Genomic DNA, 25,005 nt, shown 5'->3' on the forward strand with positions numbered 1-25,005 from the left:
AGGGAGAGTCTTACCGAAAATTTCAGCGGGGTCGCCTTCGGGCGGCCCCGTTTTGATTTTTTCAGTGATCCGCGGTGTTTCGGCCGGCGCTGCTTGCAATTCTGGGGATCGCCGAAGTCGGTCACGCGGAAGCGCAGGAAAGCGGGTGTCCATTGCGTGCGGACACGGTATTGGTGGGGCATGCAGCTGTTTCTTCTGACCGCCCTGACGATGTGCGCCTTTGCGGCCAATTCCATCCTGAACCGGTTGGCCGTGGAGAGCGGAGCCAGCGACCCGGCAAGTTTTGCCGTTGTTCGTGTGCTCTGTGGTGCGCTCGTTCTTTGCGCATTGGTCGTGTCGCGGGGTGGCACCCTGCGGGTGTTCGACAGGCGCCGAGTGATCGGAGCAGGGTCTTTGTCGCTGTACATGGTCGGGTTTTCGGTGGCCTATCTGTCACTTGATGCGGGATTGGGCGCCTTGATCCTGTTTGCGGTGGTCCAGATCTCGATGTTTCTGGCCGGCACCCTGACGGGGGCGATCCCGACTTTTCGACAGGTGGCGGGGGCAGCAATTGCAATGGCCGGATTGGCCTGGGTTCTGTGGCCAGGCGCTGAGGCACGTGTTGACCCGACAGGGGCAGCCTTGATGGCCGCCGCAGGGGTCGGGTGGGCTGCGTATTCGATTGCTGGTCGGTCCGAGCCCGATGCGCTGGCGGGAACGGCCTCGAACTTTGTGGTGGCCCTGCCGGTGACCGCTGGCATTTTGATCGCCGGCGCTCCGGCGTGGAACTTGACCTGGGCGGGTTTGGGGCTGGCGGCCGTATCTGGCGGCGTAACCTCGGGGTTGGGGTACGCCCTGTGGTATCGCCTGCTGCCCCAGTTGGCGCCTGCGGTTGCAGCCGTAGTGCAGCTGAGCGTCCCGGTGATTGCGATCATTGCGGGTGTGGCGCTGCTCGGCGAGCAACTGAGCCTGCGGCTGATGGCAGGGGCAGGGTTGGTTGTGGGCGGTATTGCATTGGCAGTTATGCGCGTGAGGCGGCGCTAGGTCTTTCCTCTCTGAAGAATAGCGATTATCTGGCAGCCATGCGGATCCTGTTTTTCATATTGCTTTTCCTGATGCCGATCGCCGCGCAGGCAAAATGCGTTGTCCTGCTGCATGGGCTTGCCCGGACCGAAGCATCGTTTTCGGTCATGGAGCAGTTGTTCAAGGTGCACGGGTACACCGTTGTGCGGCCGGGTTATCGCTCGACGGATCTTCCGATTCCGGAACTGGCCGACCGGACCATACCCGAGGCGTTTGCGGCGTGCGGAGATGACACCGTCAACGTTGTCGCGCATTCGATGGGGGGTATCCTGTTGCGCTACTGGCTGCAGGATCACCATCCGCAAAATCTGGGCCGCGTCGTCATGCTTGGTCCGCCCAACCAAGGCAGCCAATTGGTCGATGAACTGGGCGATTGGGAAGTGTTTGGACTGTTGAACGGCCCCGCAGGCCTACAGCTGGGTACGGGTCCCGAAGGCATTCCGCGTCGCCTGCCGCCGGTCGACTTCGAACTGGGGGTGATTGCAGGCGAGAACTCGCTGAATCCGGTGTTTTCGTCGCTGGTCGATGGGCCGGATGACGGCAAAGTCGCTGTCGAAGAAACCAAAGTCCAGGGCATGGCCGACCACATCGTGCTGCCGGTGACTCATACGTTCATGATGAACAACCCGCAGGTCATGGCGCAGGCTTTGCACTTCATCGAGTTCGGCGAATTCGATCCCAACATAACCTGGCTGGACGGTGTGATGGACATCATCGATGAGATCTGCATCGGAGAGGACTGCGCTGAACCCGCCTCGGAACCCACGCGATGACCGCATTGGAACTGACCTTTTCCGGGGCGCAGGTTCTGCACCTTGATCGCGGACTTGTCGGTGACGACCTCTCGATCGCGGGTGGCCTGATCCAAGAAGGCGGCGGTACGCCGGTCGTTGATCTGAGCGGCTATCTGGTCCTGCCGGGCATCGTCGACCTGCACGGCGACGGGTTCGAGCGTCACATCGCCCCGCGCCGGGGGGCCATGAAGCAGATGGACCAGGGCATCCGCGCTGCCGAGGCCGAGCTGGCGGCCAATGGCATCACCACCGCCGTGCTGGCACAGTTCTACAGCTGGGAGGGCGGCGTACGCGGCCCCAAGTTCGCCGCCGACGTGTTCCGCGCGATCGCGGCGGTGAAGGGCAGCGTGGTCACCGACCTGATCCCGCAGTTGCGGTTCGAAACCCACCTGCTGGACGATTATGCCGACCTGCCGGGGCGCATCGCCGACTGGCAGGTGCCCTATGTCGTGTTCAACGATCATCTGCCCCATGACCGTCTGGCACAGGGACGCACCCCGCCGCGTTTGACCGGGCAGGCGCTCAAGGCTGGTCGCAGCCCCGAGGTGCATCTGAAGATGCTGCAGGACATGCACGCCCGCACCTCCGAGGTTCCCGCCGCGCTTGATGCGCTGTGCGCGGCGCTGGCCCGGCAAGGCGTGCGTCTGGGCAGCCATGACGACGCGACCGCAGGAGGCCGTTCCCACTGGCGCGCGCGCGGCGTGCGTATCGCCGAATTTCCCGAAACGCTCGAGGCGGCCGAGGCGGCCAAGGCCGCTGGCGATCACGTCATTCTGGGTTCGCCCAACGTGGTGCGGGGCGGATCGCACAAGGGCAATGTCAGCGCGCTGGACCTGATCGCCATGGGGCTGTGCGATGCGCTGGCGTCGGATTACCACTATCCCAGCCCGCGCAGGGCGGCGCTGATGTTGATGAAATCGGGGCTGATGGATCTGGCGGGCGCGTGGGCGCTGGTGTCGTCGGGGCCCGCGCGGGTGCTTGGCCTCGGGGACCGCGGGTCGCTGAAACCCGGCAAACGCGCCGATCTGGTCGTTCTGGATGCGGAAACGCAGCGCGTGGCGGCCACCATCGCCGGCGGCCGGGTCAGTTTCCTGTCGGGGGATGTCGCCGGGCGGTTCGTCGCCGCGGCGCGCTAGCGTTTGATCCGGTTGAAATGGCCCATTTTGCGGCCCGGCTTGACCTCGGCCTTGCCATACAGGTGCAGGGCCACGTCGCGCTGTTGCGCAAGCTCGGGCACGCGGTCCATGTCGTCGCCGATCAGGTTCTCCATCACAACATCCGCGTGACGCTGCCCGTCGCCCAGAGGCCAGCCGGCCACGGCGCGGATATGCTGTTCGAACTGATCGACCGCACAGCCGTTTTGCGTCCAGTGGCCCGAGTTGTGAACGCGCGGCGCGATCTCGTTCACGATCAGGCCCTGCGGCGTCACGAACAGTTCGACCCCCATGACGCCGACATAGTCCAGCGCGTTCAGGATATTCGCAGCCAGCAGCACCGCGTCGGTCCGCAGGGCAGGGGACAGGCGCGCGGGCACCGTGGTCGTGTGCAGGATGCCGTCGCGGTGCACGTTTTCGCCGGGGTCGAAGCAGGCCACCTGGCCGTCCAGCCCGCGGGCGGCAATGATCGACACCTCGTGGCTGAAATTGACGAAGCCTTCCAGGATCGCGGGCGCGCCCTGCATGTCGGCCAGTGCGGACCGGGCGTCCTCGGGCGACTTCAGCCGCGCCTGCCCCTTGCCGTCATAGCCGAAGCGGCGGGTCTTGAGGATCGCCGGCGTGCCGATCCGTTCGATGGCGGCCTGCAGGCTGTCCAGGTCGGTCACATCGGCAAAGGGTGCGGTGTTCAGGCCCAGGCCTTGCAGGAATGTCTTTTCGGTCAGCCGGTCCTGACTGACCCGCAGCGCCTCGCGTCCGGGGCGGATGGGACGGTGCGATTCCAGAATGTCCAGCGCCTCGGTCGGGATGTTCTCGAACTCGTAGGTGATGACATCGACCGATTGCGCAAACGCGGCAAGCGCCTCGGCATCTTCATAAGGTGCGGTGGTCACGCGATGCGCCACCTGGCCCGCCGGCGGGTTGGCGCCCGGCTCGAAGATATGGGTCACGAAGCCCAGCCGCGCCGCGGCCATCGACAGCATCCGCCCCAGCTGGCCGCCACCCAGAATTCCGATCACCGCGCCGGGCTGCAAAGGGTCATTCATCGCGCGGCTCCTCGGGGATCGAGTCGGACAGCGCGGCGCGCCAGGCGTCCAGCCGACCGGCCAGGTCTGCGTCCTGCAGGGCCAGAATACCGGCGGCCATCAGGCCGGCATTGGCGCCGCCGGCCGAACCGATGGCCATGGTCGCAACCGGGAAACCCTTGGGCATTTGCACGATGGAATAGAGCGAGTCGACACCGGACAGCGCGCGCGTCTGCACCGGAACGCCAATCACCGGTACCCGCGTCTTGGACGCCATCATCCCCGGCAGATGTGCGGCACCGCCAGCGCCGGCGATGATCACCTGCAGCCCGCGCTGCACGGCGGTCTTGCCGTACTCCCACAAACGATCCGGCGTGCGGTGGGCCGAGACGATCTTGGTCTCGTAGGCCACGCCCAGTTCGTCCAGTATCTCTGCAGCGCCTTTCATGGTGGGCCAGTCCGACTGGCTACCCATGATGATTCCGACCTTGATCTCGCTCATCCGCCCTGTTCCCCGCCTGCTTTAGGAAGCGCGCACTATAGTGAAATCCGCTTGCGTGGCAATGCGGTTGACCGCGCCGGATCAGGCGATGATGTCAGGGGTCAGGCGATCCTCGATCAGCCGGATGATATCCTTCAGGCGCAGCTTCTGTTTCTTGAGCCGCTTCACCGTCAGCTGATCGGCAGTGCCGGTCGCCTCGAGCGCCTTGATCGCCTCGTCCAGGTCGCGGTGTTGTTGGCGGAACACCTCCAGTTCGACGCGCAGAACCTCGTCGGTTTTCATCGAAATGTCGGTGGGCGCGTTCATGGGCGACTCATGTGTGGCTGGTGGTGCGTGTTACACAAGATAGTGCGTTCAAGTGAATCCGCCTAGACCTTGTGAAGACACACGTTTCATCCCATATTGTCTTGTGCGCAGCTGCCGTTACGGGGCCGCGCATCACGTCGCTTTGACAAAGAAGGACGAGAAAACGTGTCAAAACTTACTCTTGGCTCATACCCGCATCTTCTGGGGTTCGAGCAGCTGGAACGCCTTCTGGAACGGTCTGCAAAGGCCGGAAACGAAGGGTATCCGCCCTACAACATCGAACAGACGTCGGATCATTCCTACCGCATTACCTTGGCCGTGGCCGGGTTTGCCGAGGATGACCTGTCGATCACCATCGAAGATCGGCAACTGGTGATCCGGGGCCGTCAGCGCGACGACAGCGAGGGGCGCGTGTTCCTGCACCGCGGCATCGCGGCCCGTCAGTTCCAGCGCATGTTCGTGCTGGCCGACGGTGTCGAGGTCGGCGAGGCCATCATGGAAAATGGCCTTCTGCATATCGACCTGACCCGCGCCGTGCCCGAAACCGTTGTGCAGACGATCAACATAAGGAAGGGGTAAGCCATGAATACACCGTATGAAATCAACACCGAAGGCAATCGGATCGTCTATGTGAAGGCCGTGAACGTGGCCAACCTGCCGCACGAGGTGCGCACACAGGTGGGTGATCTGGATCATCTTTATGCCGTTCACGATTCAGATGGGCAGCAACTGGCGCTTGTCGCCGATCGAAAGCTGGCCTTCGTACTGGCGCGGCAGCATGACCTGTCTCCGGTGGCTGTGCACTGACACGGCCACAGACCGATTCAGCGTGACAAGCGGCGCGCGAGGCGTCAAACATGCCACCCGCGGGTTTGCATTCCCGGCACTTTCTGACTGCAGGCACGAGAGGGCGCATGAGCTGGTTCGATTTCGATTGGGTGGATGCCTTCAGCGACACGGCATTCGGCGGAAATGGTTGTGCAGTCGTGCATGGTGGCGCGCATTTGCCGGAAACGGTCTGCACGGCATTTGTCCGCGAGACGTCTTTGGTCGAATGCACGTTTACCGGCCCATCGGATGCGGCGGATATTCGCGTACGGTATTTCCTGGCCAGCCGCGAAATTCCCTTTGCCGGACACCCGACCATTGCGACGGTGGCAGCCATGCGCTCCCGTGGAATGATATCTGGTGACGCACTGACGCTGGAAACCGGAGCAGGGATCGTGTCGATCCAGCTGCATGGCGACCAGATCGAGATGACCCAGATCGCGCCAGAATTCGGTACGCGGGTGCCGGAAGACCTTGTTGCGGCTGCGATCGGCCTACCTGCAAGTGCGATCATTTCGCCGCCGCAGATGGTTTCGACCGGGCTTCCGTTCTGCATTACAGTTCTGCGGGATCACGCAGCCTTGCGCGCGGCACAACTGAATGTGGATGCGCTGCAACGGGTGGCGGAAACTGCCGGATATGCCGGGTCCGACATGGCTGAACCCTTTCTGGTGACCCTGCAAGGGGCCACGGCTCAAGGGGATACGTTCTCGCGTCTGTTGCTGGCACCGCCCAGCCCGCCCGAAGATCCGTTCACCGGCTCCGCCACCGGCGCAATGGCGGCTTACCTGTGGAAATACGGGCTGATGCCGAAAGACAGCTTTGTCGCCGAACAGGGCCACGATATGGGCCGCCCCGGCCAGGCGACCGTAACGCGGGTCGGGCCAACGGATGCGATGACGGGCATCAAGGTTGCCGGGTGCGGGTTTGTCCTGATGCGCGGCCAGACCGACCTGCCGGACAGCCTGCAATGACCGAACCTGCCATCGCGATCCTGCCCTATGGGCACCGCTTGGGGCCAAAACTCGCCTCGGTTCCGCTGGCAGATCTGAATTGGCCGCTGGGCTGCCCCGAGCGCCTTTCAGGAAAGACCGTTGGTGACCTCGCGCCCACCGACCACCTGATCATGTATCCCAATTCCACTGTACACCTGCGCCTGCGACGCGGCACGCGGGCTCGGATATCGCTGATGATGGGCGAGCCATCGGCCATACATGGCAAGCACGATCGGATGCTGCGCTGGACCTGGCGGCGTTTTTTCCGGGTGTTCACCTTTCACGACGTATTGCTGAACAGCTTGCCCAACGCGGTTTTCCTGCCCTACGGCGTGACCCAAGTTCCCGAGTGGCAGGATCTGAGCGTCGTCAAGACGCGGTCATGTTCGCTGATCGCGTCGGCAAAGCGCGATCTGGAGGGGCACCAGCTGAGGCACAGGCTGATCGATTGGGCCCGCGACACAGGCGCTGACATCGACATCATGGGCCGCGGCTATCAGCCGTTCGAGAACAAGTCAGACGGGTTGGCACCTTATCGTTATTCGGTCGTCATCGAAAACGTGCGCGAGAGGAACTACTTCTCGGAGAAGCTGATCGACGCCGTTCTGTGTTCGACAGTCCCGATCTATTGGGGGTGCCCCAATATCGGCGACTTCCTCGATACCGAGGGGATGATCCTGTGCGAAACCGAGGCGGACATCCAGCAGGCCGTGCAAATGCTGTCGGGGGAAGACTATGAAAAACGCCTGCCGTATCTGCGGGCGATGCAACCGCAGGCCGCCATCTTTGGAGAGTTCGAACTGAGAGCTGCCGAGGCCCTGCGGGATCAGCTTTCAGCAGGCTGACTGTGCAACCCGCGCACTTTGGCTTGCCGGAGTGGGTCAGCGCCGCGAGACACGTTCCAGGTAATCGATCGCGTCCTGCAATTCCTCCAGAATGTCATACCAGCCATCCACGTCGTTCAGCCGGCGGAACTCGGCTTTGACCGAGTCGTGGTGCATCATGTCCTTGGCCTCTTTGAGACTGTCGCGCGCCGAGTCTGGCTCCATGTTGCCGGCAGCGATCTTGGCCGCATCGATGACCTCAAGGATCTGGCGAAGACGGGTCGTGCCGGGCGTCGGCGGAACCGGTGGCACGACAAGCCCCAAAGGGTGATCCTGGGGCGGCGGCTGCAGTGTATCCAGCGCCTTTTGAATCTTGGCTTTGATCTTGTCGCACTCCTTCACCCAATCCGCGTAGGTGCGGATCGACTTCAGAAGGTCCAGCAGCCAGTCTATGGGGATAAATGGTGTCAGGCACCCTGCCACAGCCGGCGAAGCCATCAACGCCGGAAGTTGCAACCGGGAAAACTGGGCGATCTTGTAGTCGGCAATTACCGCTGCGCGGTTGTCTCCCGCAAACATGGCTCCGCCATCTTCGGTGCTTTTTTGAGTTGCCATATGTTCACCCTCCCAAAGGATGCAGACAAATTATGTCTGCGCAAAATATGCGAAATAGTAGCATTTTCTGGAGGAAACGTCGAACTACCGCAAATCTGCGCGGATGGAAGGGGGGTGTTCAAAGCAGTGTTCAGGAAATGAAAGACCCCCGGAGATGTCTCCGGGGGTCAGTGTTGATAGCAGTTGGCTGTGGCTCAGGATCCGGCGATCAATCCCATGCTTTCCAGCTTCAGCAGAACCTGATGGGCGCAGTTGTCCACGTCCACATTCTCGGTCTCGACGCGCAGTTCCGGGTTTTCCGGCACATCGTAAGGGTCCGAAATACCAGTGAACTCTTTGATCCTGCCTTCACGCGCGAGCTTGTACAGGCCTTTGCGGTCGCGGCGTTCGCATTCCTCGATGCTGGTGGCCACGTGAACTTCGCAGAACGCGCCGAATTGCTCGATCTCCTCGCGCACGGCGCGGCGGGTGGTGGCGTAGGGCGCGATCGGGGCACAGATGGCGATTCCGCCGTTCTTGGTGATCTCGGAGGCCACATAGCCGATGCGGCGGATGTTCAGGTCCCTGTGTTCCTTCGAGAAGCCCAGTTCCGAGCTGAGGTTCTTGCGGACAATGTCACCGTCCAGCAACGTGACGGGACGGCCGCCCATCTCCATCAGCTTGACCATCAGAGCGTTGGCGATGGTCGATTTGCCCGAGCCCGAGAATCCGGTGAAGAAGACGGTAAAGCCCTGCTGGCTGCGCGGCGGATAGCGGCGGCGCAGTTGCTCGACCACCTCGGGGAACGAGAACCACTCGGGGATCTCAAGCCCCTCGCGCAGACGCCGGCGCAGTTCGGTGCCCGAGATGTTCAGGATCGTGACGTTGTCGCGGTCCTCGATCTCGTCCGCGGGTTCGTACTGGGCGCGTTCCTGCACATAGACCATGTGTTTGAAATCGACCATCTCGATGCCGATCTCGTCCTGGAATTTGCGGAACAGGTCCTGGGCGTCATAGGGGCCGTAGAAATCCTCACCCTGGCTGTTCTTGCCGGGGCCGGCATGGTCGCGGCCGACGATGAAGTGGGTGCAGCCGTGGTTTTTGCGGATCAGGCCGTGCCAGACCGCTTCGCGCGGGCCGGCCATGCGCATCGCCAGGTTCAGCAGGCTCATCGTGGTGGTCGAAGCCGGGTACTTGTCCAGCACCGCCTCATAGCAGCGCACGCGGGTGAAGTGATCGACATCACCGGGCTTGGTCATGCCCACGACCGGGTGGATCAGCAGGTTGGCCTGCGCTTCACGCGCGGCGCGGAAGGTCAGTTCCTGGTGCGCGCGGTGCAGCGGGTTGCGGGTCTGGAAAGCCACGATGCGGCGCCAACCGACCTTGCGGAAATAAGCGCGCAACTCGTTCGGGGTGTCGCGGCGCGCCTTGAAATCATAATGCACCGGCGGCTGGATGCCGGTCACGGGGCCGCCCAGATAAACCTTGCCTGCCACGTTGTGCAGGTAGTTCACGGCCGGATGCGCATCATCATCGGCACCGAACACCTTCTCGGCCTCACGCGATTTGTCCGGGGTCCAGCGGTCGGTAACGGTCATGGTCGCCAGGATCACGCCTTCCTGGTCGCGCAGCGCAATGTCCTGACCCAGTTCGATCTGATCGGCGAAATCTTCGTTCACATCCAGTGTGATCGGCATCGGCCAAAGGCTTCCGTCGGCCAAGCGCATGTTTTCGACGACGCTGTCATAGTCTTCCTGACTCAGAAAGCCCTTTAGCGGGTTGAACCCGCCATTCATCAGCAATTCCAGATCACAGATCTGGCGCGGGGTCAGGTCCCAGCTGGTCAGGTCGGCGGCTTCGACTTTCAGCTTTTGGGCGGATTCATAGGAAACATACAGTTCTGGGATCGGAGCCAGGTTACTCAACATCGTCATCGCAATACTCTTGAGGCAGTGTGGTCAGTCAGTGATTCAGGTGCATTTCCGGGCCATGTGCCCCGGTCGTCAGTCGAAGTCCATATACATTCATGAAACAAAGGAGGATATGCGCGGTTTTTCCCCGGAATGGAAGGTTTTTCCGGGCCGGAACCGAAAAAGCGACGAAAATCCCGCCGGATGGGGACAATATCGTCAACCGGCGACGATCTGTTCTGGTGAGGTCAGAAGTTGGTCCAGATCCAGAGCGCGCTCGACGGGCAGGGCAGGGACGGGCTCGGTTACGCCCCGCAGCTGGAACAGACGCAGGTCAAGGCCATCGGTCTCAAACCCGGCCGCGCGCAGCACGGCTTCCGAGACCAACAGCTCGGCCCCGAGCGCCTTGGTTTCTCCTTCCAGCCGACTGGCGACGTTCACGGCGTCACCGATGATGGTCCGCGCGGCGTGGCCGGCAGCGCCGATCTCTCCCAACACAAGGTCGCCCAGGTGCAGGCCCATGCCGATGCGGATCGCGGGGCTGTTTTCCTGGGACAGCTGCTGGTTGAACTGCGCAAGCGCATGACTGATGTCGATCGCAGCTTTCAGGGCAGAACGGGCCGAGCTGGACGTGTCGGGTGTTTCGAACACGGCCAAAAGGCCATCGCCCATGTATTTGTCGACGACCCCGCCGTCTGCGGTAATGGCTGGAACAATGGCGTCAAAGAACCGGTTCAGCAGGAACACGATGTCATAGGGCAGTTGCCCCGTTGTGCGCGCGGTAAACCCGCGCATGTCCAGAAACAGCACGGCCAGTTTTCGCTCTTGCCCCTGGCTGGCATGCGCCCGCTGGCGTCCACCATCCGGCCGGAAAACGCGGAAAACCGTCAAGGGGCTGGAAGGGCGGACCTGGCAGGCCAGGCGCGTGCGCTGTGTGGCCCCCACGGCTTTCAGGCTGCGGGCTTCGACCTCGCTGGGCGGTGGCAGTGACTCGGCGCCATCCTCGACGATGACACGGCAGGTGGTGCAGCGCCCCCGGCCGCCGCACAGTGCAGTATGCGGAATACCGTTGGCTTGTGACATCTCAAGCAGCGTCATGCCTTTCTCTGAGGTCACTTCTGGCCCATCGACATATCTGACGCGCACCGAGTGTCGTCTGCGCCAAAGCTTGCCTCCGAAATGGAACGCAAGAGCTGCAGCAAGCGCGATCCAGAAGGCCATCAAGGCGTTGTCCTTGACGCTGAACAAAACCTGGAACTCTTCGGGGCCGGGCCAGTTGTAATGCTCAATATACTGTTCGCGTAGATCCGGATCCGCAAAATCCATCCAGATGCGCCGCCCTTCGGTCAGCAAACCGGCCAGGGCAAAGCTTGGGATGAAGACGGCAACTCCGATCAGATAGGGTACGGTTTGGCGCCACCACGAAGTCAGTCGCAGCCAGATATGCAGTCCGATGCACCCGTGTATCCAGACGATCAGCATCAGCAGACTTTGCATCCAGATGGCCGAATTTGGCCACATCAGAATGATGATGTAGCCCATCTCGTCATTCACGTCGAAAACCTGATGCGCATAGCGTGTCTGGACGATGTGCGAGATCAGTTGCAGCGGAATGAGAAGGCCAAGAACGATCTGCAGGGCCGTATGAAAAGGCATTCGCAGGGTTCGGCGCTGGGCGATCGACACCAATGCCAGACCCGCATGTACGATCAGGGCAAGATACAGGACAGCGCTGCCAATCGAATGGCGCGTGACCGTTTTCCGAGAGTCCTGCATGTCATGCAGGTAGTCGGTGTGAAACAGCCCCAACCCGATATTGATGAAGTGGAAGAAAGCAAAGACAAACAGCACAAGACCACTGATGATCCTGAGACGGGTCGCCCAACTGCCCTGCCAAAGGGGAGTGTTCAAAAGATCACCTGAAATCTGCCGCGCTCGGGGCAAGTCTGCGTTGCCGCGCAGTGCGGGTCAAGGTGCCAGAGGAGGGCGGTACGCAGCGCCGAAGGCGCTGCGCGTCGCGGTCATTCCTGTTCGGCAAGGAACCGTTCGGCATCCAGCGCAGCCATGCAGCCCATTCCGGCCGAGGTCACGGCCTGCCGGTACACATGGTCGGTCAGGTCGCCGGCCGCGAACACGCCGGGGATCGAGGTCTGCGTGGTGCCGGGCTTGGTTTTGACATAGCCGCCCATGTGGGTTTCCAGCACGTCCTTGACCAGTTCGTTGGCAGGTGCGTGGCCGATGGCGACGAACACGCCCTTGCAGGGGATCTCGGTGATTTCGCCCGTCTTGACGTTCTTCACCCGCACGCCTTCGACGCCCAGCGGGTTATCGGTGCCGATCACTTCCTCCAGCTGGTGGAACCACAGCGGCTCGATCTTTTCGTTCTTGAACAGGCGGTCCTGCAGGATCTTCTCGGCCCGCAGTTCGTCCCGGCGGTGGATCAGCGTGACCTTGCTGGCGAAATTGGTCAGGAACAGCGCTTCTTCCACGGCGGTGTTGCCGCCGCCGATCACCACGATCTCCTGTCCGCGATAGAAGAACCCGTCACAGGTGGCGCAGGCCGACACGCCAAAGCCCTTGAATTTCTCCTCCGATGGCAGCCCCAGCCATTTGGCGCGTGCGCCGGTTGCCAGGATGACCGAGTCCGCAGTGTAGACGGTGCCGCTGTCGCCCTTTGCGGTGAAAGGCCGTTTGGACAGGTCCAGGTCGTTGATGATGTCACCGATCACCTCGCAGCCCATGGCCTTGGCGTGATCCTGCATGCGCACCATCAGGTCGGGGCCTTGAACCTCGGTGTCACCCGGCCAGTTCTCGACCTCGGTGGTGGTGGTCAGCTGGCCGCCCGGTTCGATGCCTTGCACCAGAATCGGGTTCAGCATCGCGCGGCTGGCATAGACGCCCGCAGTGTATCCGGCAGGCCCCGATCCGATGATCAGAACCTTGGTGTGTCGTGTCTCGGCCATGGAACCCCCACTCGATTATTGCCTGAGCGCCGTCGTGGGCGCCGGGTTTCGATATAGCGACAGCATCGGTCAGCTTAAAGCCCCTTCGTCTCACCCGTCCGTCATGTGGTTCCAAGGTGCCGGCTTGCCTGATCGACAGACAAAGATTATTGCGCTGGTGCGAAAGAATATTGCGCATGGCACCTGCGCTGATATAAGAACCGAAAATTTCAGGAGCACCGCATGGTCACGACACGGCTGGACGAGATCGACCGAAAGATCCTTGCAGAACTGCAGGCAGACGGGCGAATGACCAATGTCGAGCTCGCCAAACGTGTCGGAATCTCGGCCCCACCCTGCCTGCGGCGCGTACGCACGCTGGAGGAGGCCGGCTTTATCCGAGGATACCACGCCGAGGTCAACGCCCGGGAACTGGGGTTCGAAGTTCAGGTCTTTGCGATGGTTGGACTTGAAAGCCAGGCCGAGGCGGAGCTGCGGGCGTTCGAAGACCGCTGCCGAGACTGGCCGTTGGTCCGGGAATGCCACATGCTGAACGGCGAGGTTGACTTCATCCTGAAATGCGTCTCCCCCGACCTCAGCAGTTTTCAACAGTTCCTGACGGGTGAGTTGCTGACCACGCCGAACGTGGCCAGCGTCAAGACTTCGCTTGTCATCCGCGGTGCAAAAGACGAACCCGGCGTGCCGTTCGACGTATTGGAAGAACGGATGAACCGGACGGCGTAAAGCCGGCGCGTCTGGTTTGCGATGCGCAAGGCGGCAGCACCGCCACGATGGCCAGAGAAATGGCCCAACTCAGTAAAATCTGCATGTTGCCCCCCAAAATGCAGTGGTGATGGTTAAAGCTGTCACGCCGTGATGGCGTCGATCTCGCCCTCCCCGGCACGCGCCATGAGCAGCGGACCGAAATCGTGCAAGGAATGGATATGTGCGAACAGGTTCAGGTAGATCGAGCGCAGCGAGTGGCTCATCATCCGGACCGCGTTCACGCCGGGATGATAGGTTTCGAACTGCAGCCCATCGACATTGATGACCGCGTGGCGCTCCAGGCAGATATGGAACAGCTCGACCGGAGTGGGCGGCTGCGTTTCGATCACGGACATGCCGTCCTGAAATTCGGCAACGGGTGTCAACATCGGCTGGCCACCTCCGAGATGCCTTAGATGCGCCGGCGTCGCCAGCAAGCGGGCTGCGGGGCCGGCAATGACGCCGGACAATGGTTTTTGCATGCCGAACGTGTCTGCCATGATGCGGGTCAAAGGGCGTGTCCGCCCGCGCGAGTCTTCGCGGCCAGGTACCAAAGTGACCGAGCCTTTCCACAACACCTTTTCGGATGCGCCGGTCTGGGTCAGGACCGTGTCGCCCGGCATCAAGTCCTCGATGGCGACCGGGCCGTGTTCCGTCTCGACCAGAGACCCACGTGTAAAGGCGCAGAACGCGTCTTCGAAAACGGGCAGCGCCGGTGCGATGTGGCGTGTCTGCGAAACTTCCCCGTTTTTCAGCAGCGCACTCACCTCGTATCGACGCAGTTGCGCCTTCTGTTTGGTGCCTGGACGCGGTGCTTCGCGCAGCAATGCCGAAGTGTCGAGGGCATTCTGCGCGGCACGTGCCAGTGAATTTGGAATAGTCATATTATTCCGTTCCTTCCAATACGCCGAACAGGCGGGAAACATCCCCGTGGAGGCCCGCCTGACAGCTTGATTCTTTGTCTTGAAAAAAGTGCGCCACCTCCATGCGGGTACCGACATGGCCGCGCATGGCGAATGGATTTCGCATTCGTTTGGTCAACACAATGACCCCCCAGACAAACTCGTACACTGCGAACGTAATTGTCCGCACACAAACGCCCTGAAAAACGTCGGCTGCGAATACCAGCCTCGGTTCACGCACCGGCCCAGAGCAGCTTCCGGTGCGCGTCTTGCCCTGTTGAGGCCGGCAGCTGGCCCCAGAGGGATTTCGTATCAGCGTCGCGCGGCCAACCGGCGCACGACCCTTGCAGAGTGACTGGAAACCCGCTTCCAGGGCATTTCCGGTTGTTGGTCCCTGGTGGCCGCGACAACGGCGCGAAGAAAGCGAGATTTCAACTTCATATTCATGTCCTGCTCGAAGTTCGGGCCTAAGCCCTTTTCCCTTTGTAAAGCCAATGTGACGCGTCTTTGCGGCAGCGATGTGGCTGTTCCGGGATCAATTGAGGACAATGATGAAGTCTTGCGGCACCCCCTGAGTTCGGATGCCAGAAATCAGACGTTCGGAGAACGGATAACCATCTGAGCACTGGCAAAAATTAACAACGATTCTGATGACAGATAGACACAATAAATGTGGCGGAAAAGTGGCGCTTTCGCCTTAATTCGGTCGATCTTTACAATCGTATGGCGGAAATCAGGCGGCCGTAATCCGCCTCGCCGGCGTGGGTCGCGCGCCGGTAGGAATAGAACTTGTCGGGATCCGAATAGGTGCAATGCCGCGTCCATTCTGCTTGCCCGACGCCAGCCTGACGCAGCTTGTGAAGGCCAAAGGCCGGCAGGTCGAAATGCATCCGGTCGCCTTGCCCATTTGCAAAGAAACGCGCGTTGTCCTGGCTTTCCAAAAGGAAGTCTTCCAGAAACTCCGGGCCAACCTCGTAGGCGCGCTGCGAGATCGTCGGGCCGATGACGGCGATGATGTTTTTGCGGTGCGCACCCAGCGCCTCCATGGCGTCCAGCGTCGCCTCAAGGACACCGTCCAGAGCACCGCGCCATCCCGCATGTGCCGCCCCGATCACTTTAGCTTGAGGATCCGCAAACAGTACCGGCTGGCAGTCTGCCGTCAGGATCGTCAGCGCGAGGCCCGGCGTTGCGGTAACGATTGCATCGGCCCTTGGCTTCTCGCCTGCAATCGGCTTGTCGACGGTGATCACGTGTGGGGAATGTACCTGATGCACGCCGACCAATGCATCCAGTTTGACGCCCATGGCCTCGGCCACTCTGCTTCGGTTCAGCGCGACCGCCTCGCTCAGGTCGGACGAGCCCGTGCCACAATTCAGCCCGCTGAAGATACCGGACGAGGCGCCGCCCTTGCGACTGAAGAACCCGTGTCGAATCGGTGACAGCAAATCCGAGGTCAGAATTTCCAGAGTCATGTCCCAAGTCCCGATGGTGGCATCGCAGTTTTCGGGTAGAGGCCCAGCACCTTGAACAGGTTTCCCATTTCCTCTGGGTGCGTCAACCGCCGATGTGCCCGAACCAGCGTTTCCAGTTTTGATCCGGTCAACGCGCCGGCCAGAGATTGTGCGCGTTGGGTGATGCCCAGACGCTCAAGAAACACACCCTGAGGCGTCAGCCGCGTATGGGCGCAGCCCGTCGCGCCCGCCGCCAATGCCAGCGTTTCGAAATCCACATGTGCAGTCAGGTCGGCCTGACCCGGTGTGGCGAGCGGGTCGACGTATTCGTGCCCCTTGACGGCCTGCAACGTGTCGCCCAGCGAACGCCAGTCGCCATAGTCGATGACGAGAGCCATACCACCGTGGCTACGGATGATGCGGGCCGTTTCGGTCACGATGGGAACCGCCGCCGCGCACAGCTCGACCAGATCACCGTCCCGTGTATCCTCGAGGCGCGTCGCCAAGGCCGCTTGCGTCGCCCTCGGGCCAAGGCCGAATGCCAGCTGATCGCCCTGCAGGCCCACAAGACGTTCGCACCAACCGTCGCCGTCGCGCAGAAACTGGCGGATGGGCAAAGCGTCGAAAAATTCGTTGGCCACAAGAAATAGCGGAAGCTCTGGGAGATCGCCCACCGAAACGATCCAGTTCGGTGCGTGCGCATCCAGGGCCTCGGCTTGAAGTCCGCGCAGAACGGGCGAGGCTTCGAGCAATACCACCTGCGCGGCGTCGTGAAACCCGGGCACGCCCCGGGTAGCCCGCAGAATATCGGCCATGAGTGTTCCGCGCCCTGGGCCTAGCTCGGCGAGCGCAAACCGGCCGGGTCTGCCTTGATCAATCCAGCCCTGCGCGAGACAAAGACCAATCACTTCGCCGAACATCTGGCTGATTTCCGGAGCGGTGACAAAGTCTCCATGTGTGCCCAATGGGTCGCGAGTGGTGTAGTAGCCGTGCGTTGGATGCAGAAGACATTCGGCCATGTAGTCCGCCACGCTCATCGGCCCGTCTTGCCGGATGCGGTCGGTCAGGTGGCCAAGCAGGCTCATGCCGCCCGCCGTGCCCGTAGGGCGAACCACAAGCCGACGGCGATCATCGGTACAGATAGGATCTGGCCCATCGTCAGGCCGTACCCGCCCACTTGCCACGCAAGTCCAAGCGGGTTTCCGGCCGAAACGAATTGCGCATCGGGTTGACGAAAGAACTCGACGATGAAGCGCGAAGCGCCATAGCCCGCCAGAAATACGCCCATGATGCGGCCGGGCCAATGAAATGCGCCGCGCCTATACACCAGCCACAACAAAAGCAGGCCCAACAGCACGCCTTCCAGTGCAGCCTCGTACAACTGCGACGGGTGGCGGGCGCAAAGTCCGGCAGCGACATTTGCGCAATCCTGAGCTGCCGCGCCGGGAAAGATCACCGCCCAGGGCAGTTCGCTGGGTCGGCCCCACAGCTCGGCATTGACGAAATTGGCCAAACGGCCAAGCAACAGGCCGGGGGGGACCGTATGGGCGATCAGGTCGGCCAGCGAAAGCAAGGGGGCCGAATTGCGTCGCGCGAAGACCAGCGATGCGATCACCACACCCAGAAGGCCGCCGTGAAAGGACATGCCACCCTGCCAGACCTTAAGGATCTCAAGCGGGTGGGACAGGTAGTATTCGGGCTGATAGAACAGAACAAAGCCCAATCGCCCGCCGATGATGACCCCTAGGATGATCCAGGTGATCAGGTCCTCCAACTGGTCCGGTCTCAGGGGCGGGGATTGATCCGGCCACAAAGCGGGACGGCGCACCGCCATCACTGCCATGCGCCACGCGATCAGGATGCCCGCGATATAGGCCAGTGCATACCACCGCAGCGCGAACTCGATTCCGAAGGCGGAAATCGAGAACAGCTCGGGCGACAGATCGGGGAAATTCAAAACAGCTTGCATGTGCGTCTCATTGCCCGGGGTTGGCTGACCAAGTCAACCTTGAGACTGGGCTCTGCATCCCCCATATAGAAGCCATTCGCGATTCCGGAGTAGACACATGCAAACCCGCAACAAGTTTCTGGACGATATGTCCCAGTTGATGACCAACGCAATGGGCGTGGCGCAGGGTGCGCGGGAAGAGGCTGAAACGGCGATGAAGTCCTTGGTCGACCGCTGGCTGGCGGATCGCGACTTTGTCACGCGTGAAGAGTTCGATGCCGTCCGCGCGATGGCCCAGAAAGCGCGAGAAGAAAACGCGGCGCTTCAAGCGCGGATCGCCGCGCTTGAAGCCAAGCGGGACAAATAAGCTCAGCCGCAGATCGGCATTTCAGAATTTTTGGCAAGACCCTACACCGCTCAACCCGCACTGGGCTTCGCAGTGTGGGGAGTCTCGCCGCATTGCAAAAATAAATCAAGGCAAAGCTGCAGGGTGCGCCAATATTTTGGTGGCCGTTGCCAGCTGTCCACAACTTATTGCTGTTATCCCCAAGAATGGGGGTTGCCAGAGTCCCAGCCACAGCGCACCATATTTAGTACAGGCCTATGGGGGAAGCCCGGCTTGTAGAGCAGGCAACTAGCGCTGGGGCGCTGCCAGCCCCGAAATGCTAGGTATTAAGTGAGGTGGCACCATGGCACTTTCCGAGCAGTTTTTCGAAGAAGACATTCATCCGATTGATATTGTCGAACATCTGGCTGAACACCACGATTGGGATTTCGACCGGATCGGAGACGACCAGATCGCCATGGCGGTCGAAGGACAGTGGCGCACCTACTCGATCACGCTGGCCTGGTCCAACTATGACGAGACTCTGCGGATGGTCTGCTCGTTCGAGATGGAGCCGCCCGAGGACCGGGTTTCCGATCTCTATGAATTGCTCAACCGCATGAACGACCAGTGCTGGGCCGGCGCCTTCACCTACTGGGGCAATCAGAAGCTGATGGTCTACCGCTACGGCCTGGTGCTGAGCGGCGGGCAATCGGCCAGCCCCGAACAGATCGACACGATGATCACCGCCGCGGTCCTGAGCGCCGAGCGTTACTATCCTGCGATCCAGTTGGTAACCTGGGGCAACCGTACGCCCGAGGATGCGATGCAAGTCGCCATTGCAGAGGCTTACGGCCGCGCGTAAAGCTTTGCCCCAAACCGCAAAAGCAGGGGAGGGGCAATCATGGACATGTCACGCGTCGCGGATCAGGGGGTGGTGCTTCTGGGATGCGGAAAGATGGGGTCGGCCATGTTGGCCGGCTGGCTGGAACATGGCCTGCCTGTCGCATCTGTATGGGTGATCGACCCGAACCCTTCCGACTGGCTAAGGGCGCAAGGGGTCAATATCAACACCCCACTTCCTGAAAGACCTGCCGTCGTGTTGGTTGCCGTCAAACCTCAGATGATGGGCGAGGCACTGCCGGCAATTCAGGCGTTGGGGGCAGGCGAAACCCTGTTCATCTCGGTCGCCGCTGGAACTTCCATCGCCACATTCGAGCGTGTTCTGGGTGCTGGTACTCCGATCATTCGGGCCATGCCGAACACACCCGCTGCGATCCGGCAGGGCATTACAGCGCTGATTGGAAATGCCGGCACGTCGGGCTCCGACATGACCCTGGCCGAAGATCTGCTGTCGGCCATCGGTGATACCGTGCGCCTGCAGGATGAGGCGCAGATGGACGCGGTCACCGGTCTCAGCGGCTCGGGCCCGGCCTATGTCTTTCATTTGATTGAAACGCTAGCTGCCGCCGGTGAGGCGCAAGGCCTTCCGCATGCTCTGGCCATGCGCCTGGCCAAGGCGACGGTCGCCGGGGCAGGGGCTCTGGCGATGGCGTCCGAGGAAGATCCCTCGCAATTGCGCATCAATGTCACGTCACCCAACGGCACGACGCAGGCAGCGCTGGAAGTCCTGATGCATGAACAGGAAGGGTTTCCAAACCTGTTGCACCGTGCCGTAAAGGCGGCAACCGATCGATCCAAGGAGCTGTCCGGTGAGTGAAATATCCTTCGACGACTTCCTCAAGGTCGACATTCGCGTAGGAGAGGTCATCCGGGCCGAACCCTATCCCGAGGCCCGCAAGCCCGCGATCAAAATGTGGATCGACTTCGGCGACGAGATCGGCGAGCGCAAGACCTCGGCGCAGGTTACCGCGCATTACACGCCCGAATCCCTTGTCGGCAAACATGTGCTGGCCGTGGTCAATTTCCCGCCGCGTCAGATCGGGCGGTTCATGTCCGAGGTTCTTGTTCTGGGTCTGCCGGACGAATCGGGCGAGATTGTTTTGATCGGTCCTGATGGCAAAGTTCCCGTGGGCGGGCGGATGCACTGATGAAGCTGTTGATCACCCGACCGATGACCCCCGCGGTCACGGCCCGCGCGCGGGATGAGTTCGACGTCGATATCCGAGATAGCAACGCACCGCTCAGCATTGATGAGATGGCGCGCGCATTGCGGGACTACGACGTGGTCGTTCCGACTTTGGGTGATGTCTTTTCGGCCGATGTCTTTGAAATGGTCACGGCTCCGCGGTGCAAACTGCTGGCCAATTTTGGGGTGGGTTTCAATCACATTGATGTGGCGGCAGCGCAGGCTGCTGGTGTTCGCGTGACCAACACACCAGGGGCGGTCACGGATGCAACGGCGGACATTGCCATGACTCTGCTGCTGGCAACGTCCCGCCGCGCGGGCGAGGGTGAACGGCTGGTCCGGTCCGGCAATTGGCAGGGCTGGCACCCGACCCAGATGCTGGGACAGCACGTCACCGGAAAACGGGTCGGAATCATCGGAATGGGACGGATCGGGCAAGCCATTGCCCGGCGCTGTCACTTCGGATTCGGGATGCAGGTCAGCTATCAGTCCCGCACGCCCAAGGATCTGGATTTCCCTGCCGAGTTCGTTCCCGACTTGGCGGCCCTGGCTGCTGTGGTCGATTTTCTGGTCGTCGCCGTCCCCGGTGGCGTTGACACCTTCCACCTCATAGACGCTTCGGTTCTTTCAGCTATGCGGCCGTCGGCCATTCTGGTCAACATCGCTCGCGGAGAAGTCGTGGACGAAGCTGCACTGATCCATGCACTGAAAAACGGCCAGATCGCCGGGGCCGGGCTGGATGTCTACGAGTTTGAACCCGCCGTGCCGCAGGCGTTCCGCGAGATGGAGAATGTCACCCTGCTGCCGCATCTGGGCACCGCGACCGAGGAAGTGCGCACGGATATGGGGCACATGGCATTGGACAATGTGGCGGCTTTTGTCGCCGGGCGACCGCTGCCAAATCTGGTCTAACTGCCCACGGCCTCGCGCCAGTGTTTCCGGCAGAGTGAAACATAGGTCTCGTTTCCGCCAATCTGCACCTGCGCGCCTTGGGTGATGGTTTTGCCGTTTTCGTCCTGACGGATCACCATCGTGGCCTTTCGCCCGCATCTGCAGATGGTGCGGACCTCACGCATTTCATCGGCCAGCGCCAGCAGAGCCGCTGATCCTGGAAACAGCTTGCCCTGAAAATCCACCCGCAACCCGTAGGCCAGAACCGGTACTTTCAGGTCATCCACCGCATGAGCCAATTGCCAGACCTGTTCTTCGGTCAGGAACTGCGCCTCGTCCACAAAAACACAGGCCACTTTCCCCTGATCAAGACGGTCTTGGATCATCGCGAACACATCGTCGTGGGGAGTGAACGTATCTGCCTGTTCCGAGATTCCGATCCGCGATGCGATGCGCCCCTGGCCCGCGCGCCCATCAATGGCTGCGGTCATCAGATAGGTGTCCATGCCGCGCTCGCGATAGTTGTGCGACGCCTGAAGCAGCACCGTGGACTTGCCTGCGTTCATGGTTGAGTAGTTAAAGTACAGCTTGGCCATGGGCTGGGTCTAATCGGCTCACGCAGCGCGAGCAAGTCGTCAATGTCCCGAAAGAAATCGACGCCGCCATTGCAGTCGCAGAGGCCGAGCAGATGCTCTTGGGGATGGATAACCCCGCTTCCGCAACAGCGACACCGCCGGCCACGAAATGGCCGAAACAGCGCAGGGCCTGAAATACTGCCCCACAAACACTCTTTACCGGCATAAACTGCCGCCACTCACTCACAAAACCCCCGCATATCTGAGGGATAGCCAACATATGACATTTCAATTATGACTCGAGTATGGGAAATTTCCCCTCCCTTTCCCCGGTGCGGACAGCCGGGCAAGAGGGCGCAGCGAACAAAGGTACAAAAATGGCAGATATCGGGGCCTATCTGAAAAAGCACACCGAAGCTTTGGTCAAGGACGTGGGGATTGAAGCAGCATGCGAGATCACAGGGAAATCCAAGGCCACATTAGGCCGGTATTACTCCGACAATCCCGAGCACAGTGACCGGTTCATGCCGGTAGATGCGGTTGCACGTTTGGAAAACGCGGCCAGCTACCCGCATGTGACCTCGGCCCTGGCGGACCTGAAGAACATCACCTTGTCCTATGATGAGCGCAATTCGACCGGTACGCGCACCGGGGGCGTCAATTCGGACGTGATCGCACTGAGCCAGCGGTTCGCGATGCTGATGACCGAATACCAGGCCGCAATCGAGGATGGCATCATTACCGTCAACGAAGCCAAGCGTCTGCTGAAAGAAACCTCGTTGCTGCAACAGGTTCTGATCGAGATGAAATTGCACCTCGAAGAGGAAAGCGTCAGCTGAATTAGTTTTCCGGCAAGCCGTCAAGGGGCGGTGAAAAAGGCGATGTGCGCATCGCCTTCTTCAAGCTGAACTGAAGTAGCTCTTAGTCATTGTCAGTTTTCGTCGTTGTTGGCGTTGTTTCCGCGTCCGGGGCTTGAACCTTCGGGCCCATTTCCGCCCCCGTTGTTGCCTTTGCCGCCGCCGTTGTTGCCCTTGCCACCGCCTTTCCCGTCACCGTTGTTGCCTTTACCGCCGCCGTGACCGCCACCCTTGCCGGGCTTGCCGTCACCATGGCCGGGCTTGCCCCCGCCCTTGCCGGGTTTGTCTCCACCCTTGCCGGGTTTGCCACCGCCATCGCCAGGCTTGCCTCCGCCATTGCCGGGATCATCATTCCCGCCGCCGTTGCCCGGATCGTCGGATCCGCCATCACCGGGGTCATCATTCCCCCCGCCATTGCCGGGGCCGCTGTTTCCGCCGCCCGACCCTGATCCGCCGCCGGCGGATGGGCCGGTGCTGGATGCGGGTTGAAACCCGCTGGGGTCGTTTTCGCGGCCGTCAAAGCTGGTGGCGTTGGAAATCGATCCGGTCGGCAAATCGCTCAGCAGATTGGCCAGCCCCGGACATTGCTGCGAGGTATTGGCAAGAACCGACCCGAAATCTGCCCGTTGTTGCAGATGCGAGAGGAAACTGGGCGTAACCTGCGAACAGCCGCAAAGGGCCGCATAGTCACCAGTGTTGGCCGCGATCCGTGCTGTGTTGGCGTTGCAGACCTGGGGCTCGGCCATGGCCGCGCTGGCTGCAGCAACCCCCAAAAACGGGGCGACAACCCAGGCCGCCATTCCTGACTTAGAACTCTTGAACATGGCGCACCTTTCTTAACCTAGCGTCACCTGACATGCGGAATTGCATTGCCTTCCAGATGGAGGCCGCGGGTTAAGCTGCGCTGTATCAATTCTGAAGAAGTGTTCAGGAATACAAAAACAGTCCGCCTGCGCGGGCGAAATATTCGAGGTTATCGCTTGTTGCGCCGGACTTGGACTGGCGGCGCCGGCGTATCAGGCGTGGCGTTTGACGATGACGGACCCCACCGAATATCCAGCACCGAACGAGCAGATCAGACCGACATCGCCATCCTGAAGATCGTCTGAATATTTGGAAAAGGCGATGATCGACCCGGCTGACGATGTATTGGCATAGTCCTGCAGGATGTTGGGCTGTTCGCCCGGCTCCGGCTCTCGGCCCAAGACCTTTTTGCCGATGAAATCATTCATCGTCTTGTTGGCCTGGTGCAGCCACAGCCGCTTGAGATCGCCGCTTTCGATCCCTTCGGAATCCATGTGGTCGCTGATGTGTTTGCTGACCATCGGCAGCACTTCTTTGAACACCTTGCGCCCGTTCTGCATGAACTGCATGTCGCGGCGGTCGGTCAAACCATCTGGGCGCGTGCGCCGCAGAAAACCGTTGTTGTTGCGGATGTTGTTCGAAAACTCGGTTGCGCAGCGGGTCGACAGGATTTCGAAATGCGGGCCCTTTGCATCCTCGATCCGCTCGATCAGCGTGGCGGTGGCCACGTCACCGAAGATAAAGTGGCAATCCCGGTCGCGCCATTCCAGGTGCCCCGAGCAAATCTCGGGGTTGACCACCAGCGCCGCCCGTACGGACCCCGACCGGATCATGTCGGCCGCGGCCTGAATGCCGAACGTCGCCGAAGAACAGGCCACGTTCATGTCGAACCCAAAACCAGTGATGCCCAACGCGTTCTGGATTTCGACCGCAATGGCGGGATAGCCGCGTTCATGGTTCGACGCGGCACAGATCACCAGATCGACATCCGCCGCCGTCCGACCTGCCTGAGCCAGCGCCTTGTTGCAGGCGTCCAGCGCCATCTCGGTCATAATGCCCGGCTCGTCATCGCTGCGCTGGCGCAGCAGGGGATGCATCACGTCCGGGTCCAGCACGCCGGTCTTGTCCATGACGTAGCGGTTCTCGATGCCCGAGGCCTTGACGATGAACTCTTCCGAGGAGTGCTGCATCGGCTCCATCTCGCCCGCGGCGATGGCATCGGCGTTGGCAGCATTCATCTTGTCGGCATAGGCGTTGAAGGCTTTGACCAGCTCGGCATTGGTGATGACGTTTTCGGGCGTGAAAACCCCGGTACCGGTGATTGCGGGCGTGTACATGTCGGGTCCTGAATGTTTCGGATTCGCCCAAAATGCAGTCACAGCGCCCCCAGATCAAGAGATGTTGACCCAAGGGAACGGCATAGGTTTGCGCAAATTCAACTTCACATCTTGAATAGTTCGGA

Annotated in this window: 28 protein-coding genes; 14 read left to right on the plus strand and 14 right to left on the minus strand. The window is 61.1% G+C overall.

Going from position 1 to position 25,005, the window contains the following annotated elements; translation table 11 throughout:
- Positions 1-180: 180 nt before the first annotated feature.
- The 3 genes from K3752_RS03490 to K3752_RS03500 are packed head-to-tail and all read left to right on the plus strand — an operon-like array spanning position 181 to position 2,992.
- Positions 181-1,023, plus strand: a complete 843-nt coding sequence (locus K3752_RS03490; protein WP_170365444.1) for a DMT family transporter — start codon at positions 181-183, stop codon at positions 1,021-1,023.
- Between the two features lie 38 nt (positions 1,024-1,061).
- A complete protein-coding gene (locus tag K3752_RS03495; protein ID WP_260064994.1) occupies positions 1,062-1,835 on the plus strand; it encodes an alpha/beta fold hydrolase in 774 nt (257 codons plus the stop codon).
- Positions 1,832-2,992: an alpha-D-ribose 1-methylphosphonate 5-triphosphate diphosphatase gene (locus K3752_RS03500; protein WP_260064996.1), complete on the plus strand. Its 1,161-nt coding sequence runs from the start codon at positions 1,832-1,834 to the stop codon at positions 2,990-2,992. The genes K3752_RS03495 and K3752_RS03500 overlap by 4 nt, the downstream gene beginning before the upstream one ends.
- Here the strand turns inward: K3752_RS03500 and K3752_RS03505 are convergent.
- The 3 genes from K3752_RS03505 to K3752_RS03515 all read right to left on the minus strand — a co-directional run bounded on the left by K3752_RS03505 (position 2,989) and on the right by K3752_RS03515 (position 4,843).
- A complete protein-coding gene (locus K3752_RS03505; protein WP_170357136.1) occupies positions 2,989-4,056 on the minus strand; it encodes a 5-(carboxyamino)imidazole ribonucleotide synthase in 1,068 nt (355 codons plus the stop codon). The two genes, K3752_RS03500 and K3752_RS03505, sit on opposite strands and share 4 nt — an antisense overlap.
- On the minus strand, positions 4,049-4,537 hold the full coding sequence (gene purE / locus K3752_RS03510; protein WP_170357137.1) for a 5-(carboxyamino)imidazole ribonucleotide mutase: 489 nt from the start codon (positions 4,535-4,537) through the stop codon (positions 4,049-4,051). Before purE ends, K3752_RS03505 begins: the two co-directional genes overlap by 8 nt.
- Before the next feature lie 81 nt (positions 4,538-4,618).
- On the minus strand, positions 4,619-4,843 hold the full coding sequence (locus tag K3752_RS03515; RefSeq protein WP_005981552.1) for a YdcH family protein: 225 nt from the start codon (positions 4,841-4,843) through the stop codon (positions 4,619-4,621).
- A gap of 165 nt (positions 4,844-5,008) precedes the next feature.
- On the opposite strand from K3752_RS03515, the gene K3752_RS03520 reads away from it, so the two are divergent.
- The 4 genes from K3752_RS03520 (at position 5,009) to K3752_RS03535 (ending at position 7,511) form a co-directional block, all read left to right on the plus strand.
- Positions 5,009-5,422 (plus strand): Hsp20 family protein, encoded by a 414-nt coding sequence (locus K3752_RS03520; protein WP_093964658.1) that lies wholly within the window; start codon positions 5,009-5,011, stop codon positions 5,420-5,422.
- 3 nt (positions 5,423-5,425) lie between these two features.
- Entirely contained in the window at positions 5,426-5,650 is a 225-nt protein-coding gene (locus K3752_RS03525; RefSeq protein WP_093964659.1) for a DUF1150 family protein, read from the plus strand.
- A 107-nt stretch (positions 5,651-5,757) separates the two neighbouring features.
- Complete coding sequence (locus K3752_RS03530) at positions 5,758-6,645, plus strand: PhzF family phenazine biosynthesis protein (RefSeq protein ID WP_170404840.1); 888 nt, start codon at positions 5,758-5,760, stop codon at positions 6,643-6,645.
- A complete protein-coding gene (locus K3752_RS03535) occupies positions 6,642-7,511 on the plus strand; it encodes a glycosyltransferase family 10 (RefSeq protein WP_260065001.1) in 870 nt (289 codons plus the stop codon). The genes K3752_RS03530 and K3752_RS03535 overlap by 4 nt, the downstream gene beginning before the upstream one ends.
- A 36-nt stretch (positions 7,512-7,547) precedes the next feature.
- Here K3752_RS03535 and K3752_RS03540 read toward each other — a convergent pair whose 3' ends face one another.
- The 4 genes from K3752_RS03540 to trxB all read right to left on the minus strand — a co-directional run bounded on the left by K3752_RS03540 (position 7,548) and on the right by trxB (position 12,957).
- Positions 7,548-8,105, minus strand: coding sequence for a hypothetical protein (locus K3752_RS03540; protein WP_260065003.1), 558 nt, complete (start codon positions 8,103-8,105; stop codon positions 7,548-7,550).
- A 194-nt stretch (positions 8,106-8,299) separates the two neighbouring features.
- Positions 8,300-10,018 (minus strand): bifunctional sulfate adenylyltransferase/adenylylsulfate kinase, encoded by a 1,719-nt coding sequence (locus K3752_RS03545; RefSeq protein ID WP_260065005.1) that lies wholly within the window; start codon positions 10,016-10,018, stop codon positions 8,300-8,302.
- A gap of 195 nt (positions 10,019-10,213) precedes the next feature.
- Positions 10,214-11,905, minus strand: a complete 1,692-nt coding sequence (locus K3752_RS03550; protein WP_260065007.1) for an adenylate/guanylate cyclase domain-containing protein — start codon at positions 11,903-11,905, stop codon at positions 10,214-10,216.
- Positions 11,906-12,015: 110 nt separating this feature from the next.
- Entirely contained in the window at positions 12,016-12,957 is a 942-nt protein-coding gene (trxB, locus tag K3752_RS03555) for a thioredoxin-disulfide reductase (RefSeq protein WP_260065009.1), read from the minus strand.
- Positions 12,958-13,179: 222 nt separating this feature from the next.
- Here trxB and K3752_RS03560 point away from each other — a divergent pair, with 222 nt between their 5' ends.
- Positions 13,180-13,680, plus strand: a complete 501-nt coding sequence (locus K3752_RS03560; RefSeq protein WP_260065012.1) for an Lrp/AsnC family transcriptional regulator — start codon at positions 13,180-13,182, stop codon at positions 13,678-13,680.
- 122 nt (positions 13,681-13,802) lie between these two features.
- Here the strand turns inward: K3752_RS03560 and K3752_RS03565 are convergent, their stop codons facing one another.
- The 4 genes from K3752_RS03565 to lgt form a co-directional block, all read right to left on the minus strand.
- Entirely contained in the window at positions 13,803-14,585 is a 783-nt protein-coding gene (locus K3752_RS03565) for a Hint domain-containing protein (protein ID WP_170357143.1), read from the minus strand.
- A gap of 731 nt (positions 14,586-15,316) precedes the next feature.
- Positions 15,317-16,075 (minus strand): peptidoglycan editing factor PgeF, encoded by a 759-nt coding sequence (gene pgeF, locus K3752_RS03570; protein WP_170357144.1) that lies wholly within the window; start codon positions 16,073-16,075, stop codon positions 15,317-15,319.
- Positions 16,072-17,139: a class I SAM-dependent methyltransferase gene (locus K3752_RS03575; protein ID WP_170367977.1), complete on the minus strand. Its 1,068-nt coding sequence runs from the start codon at positions 17,137-17,139 to the stop codon at positions 16,072-16,074. The genes pgeF and K3752_RS03575 overlap by 4 nt, the downstream gene beginning before the upstream one ends.
- Positions 17,136-18,023, minus strand: a complete 888-nt coding sequence (gene lgt / locus K3752_RS03580) for a prolipoprotein diacylglyceryl transferase (RefSeq protein ID WP_170365472.1) — start codon at positions 18,021-18,023, stop codon at positions 17,136-17,138. The genes K3752_RS03575 and lgt overlap by 4 nt, the downstream gene beginning before the upstream one ends.
- A gap of 97 nt (positions 18,024-18,120) precedes the next feature.
- Here lgt and K3752_RS03585 point away from each other — a divergent pair, with 97 nt between their 5' ends.
- The 5 genes from K3752_RS03585 (at position 18,121) to K3752_RS03605 (ending at position 21,328) form a co-directional block, all read left to right on the plus strand.
- Positions 18,121-18,369: an accessory factor UbiK family protein gene (locus tag K3752_RS03585; protein ID WP_260065016.1), complete on the plus strand. Its 249-nt coding sequence runs from the start codon at positions 18,121-18,123 to the stop codon at positions 18,367-18,369.
- 322 nt (positions 18,370-18,691) lie between these two features.
- Positions 18,692-19,192: a YbjN domain-containing protein gene (locus tag K3752_RS03590; protein WP_260065018.1), complete on the plus strand. Its 501-nt coding sequence runs from the start codon at positions 18,692-18,694 to the stop codon at positions 19,190-19,192.
- A 39-nt stretch (positions 19,193-19,231) separates the two neighbouring features.
- Positions 19,232-20,047: a pyrroline-5-carboxylate reductase gene (gene proC / locus K3752_RS03595; protein ID WP_260065020.1), complete on the plus strand. Its 816-nt coding sequence runs from the start codon at positions 19,232-19,234 to the stop codon at positions 20,045-20,047.
- Positions 20,040-20,378 (plus strand): tRNA-binding protein, encoded by a 339-nt coding sequence (locus K3752_RS03600; protein ID WP_170357149.1) that lies wholly within the window; start codon positions 20,040-20,042, stop codon positions 20,376-20,378. The genes proC and K3752_RS03600 overlap by 8 nt, the downstream gene beginning before the upstream one ends.
- On the plus strand, positions 20,378-21,328 hold the full coding sequence (locus K3752_RS03605) for a D-glycerate dehydrogenase (RefSeq protein WP_260065022.1): 951 nt from the start codon (positions 20,378-20,380) through the stop codon (positions 21,326-21,328). The genes K3752_RS03600 and K3752_RS03605 overlap by 1 nt, the downstream gene beginning before the upstream one ends.
- Here the strand turns inward: K3752_RS03605 and K3752_RS03610 are convergent.
- Complete coding sequence (locus tag K3752_RS03610; RefSeq protein WP_170340603.1) at positions 21,325-21,903, minus strand: thymidine kinase; 579 nt, start codon at positions 21,901-21,903, stop codon at positions 21,325-21,327. The two genes, K3752_RS03605 and K3752_RS03610, sit on opposite strands and share 4 nt — an antisense overlap.
- A 356-nt stretch (positions 21,904-22,259) precedes the next feature.
- Between K3752_RS03610 and K3752_RS03615 the strand changes: the two genes are divergently transcribed.
- Positions 22,260-22,721: a hypothetical protein gene (locus K3752_RS03615; RefSeq protein WP_093965032.1), complete on the plus strand. Its 462-nt coding sequence runs from the start codon at positions 22,260-22,262 to the stop codon at positions 22,719-22,721.
- Between the two features lie 92 nt (positions 22,722-22,813).
- Here K3752_RS03615 and K3752_RS03620 read toward each other — a convergent pair whose 3' ends face one another.
- A complete protein-coding gene (locus K3752_RS03620; protein WP_260065025.1) occupies positions 22,814-23,563 on the minus strand; it encodes a hypothetical protein in 750 nt (249 codons plus the stop codon).
- 192 nt (positions 23,564-23,755) lie between these two features.
- Positions 23,756-24,880, minus strand: a complete 1,125-nt coding sequence (locus K3752_RS03625; protein WP_260065027.1) for a beta-ketoacyl-ACP synthase III — start codon at positions 24,878-24,880, stop codon at positions 23,756-23,758.
- Positions 24,881-25,005: the final 125 nt, after the last annotated feature.

The organism is Ruegeria sp. B32, from assembly GCF_025141855.1.
GTDB lineage: Bacteria > Pseudomonadota > Alphaproteobacteria > Rhodobacterales > Rhodobacteraceae > Ruegeria > Ruegeria arenilitoris.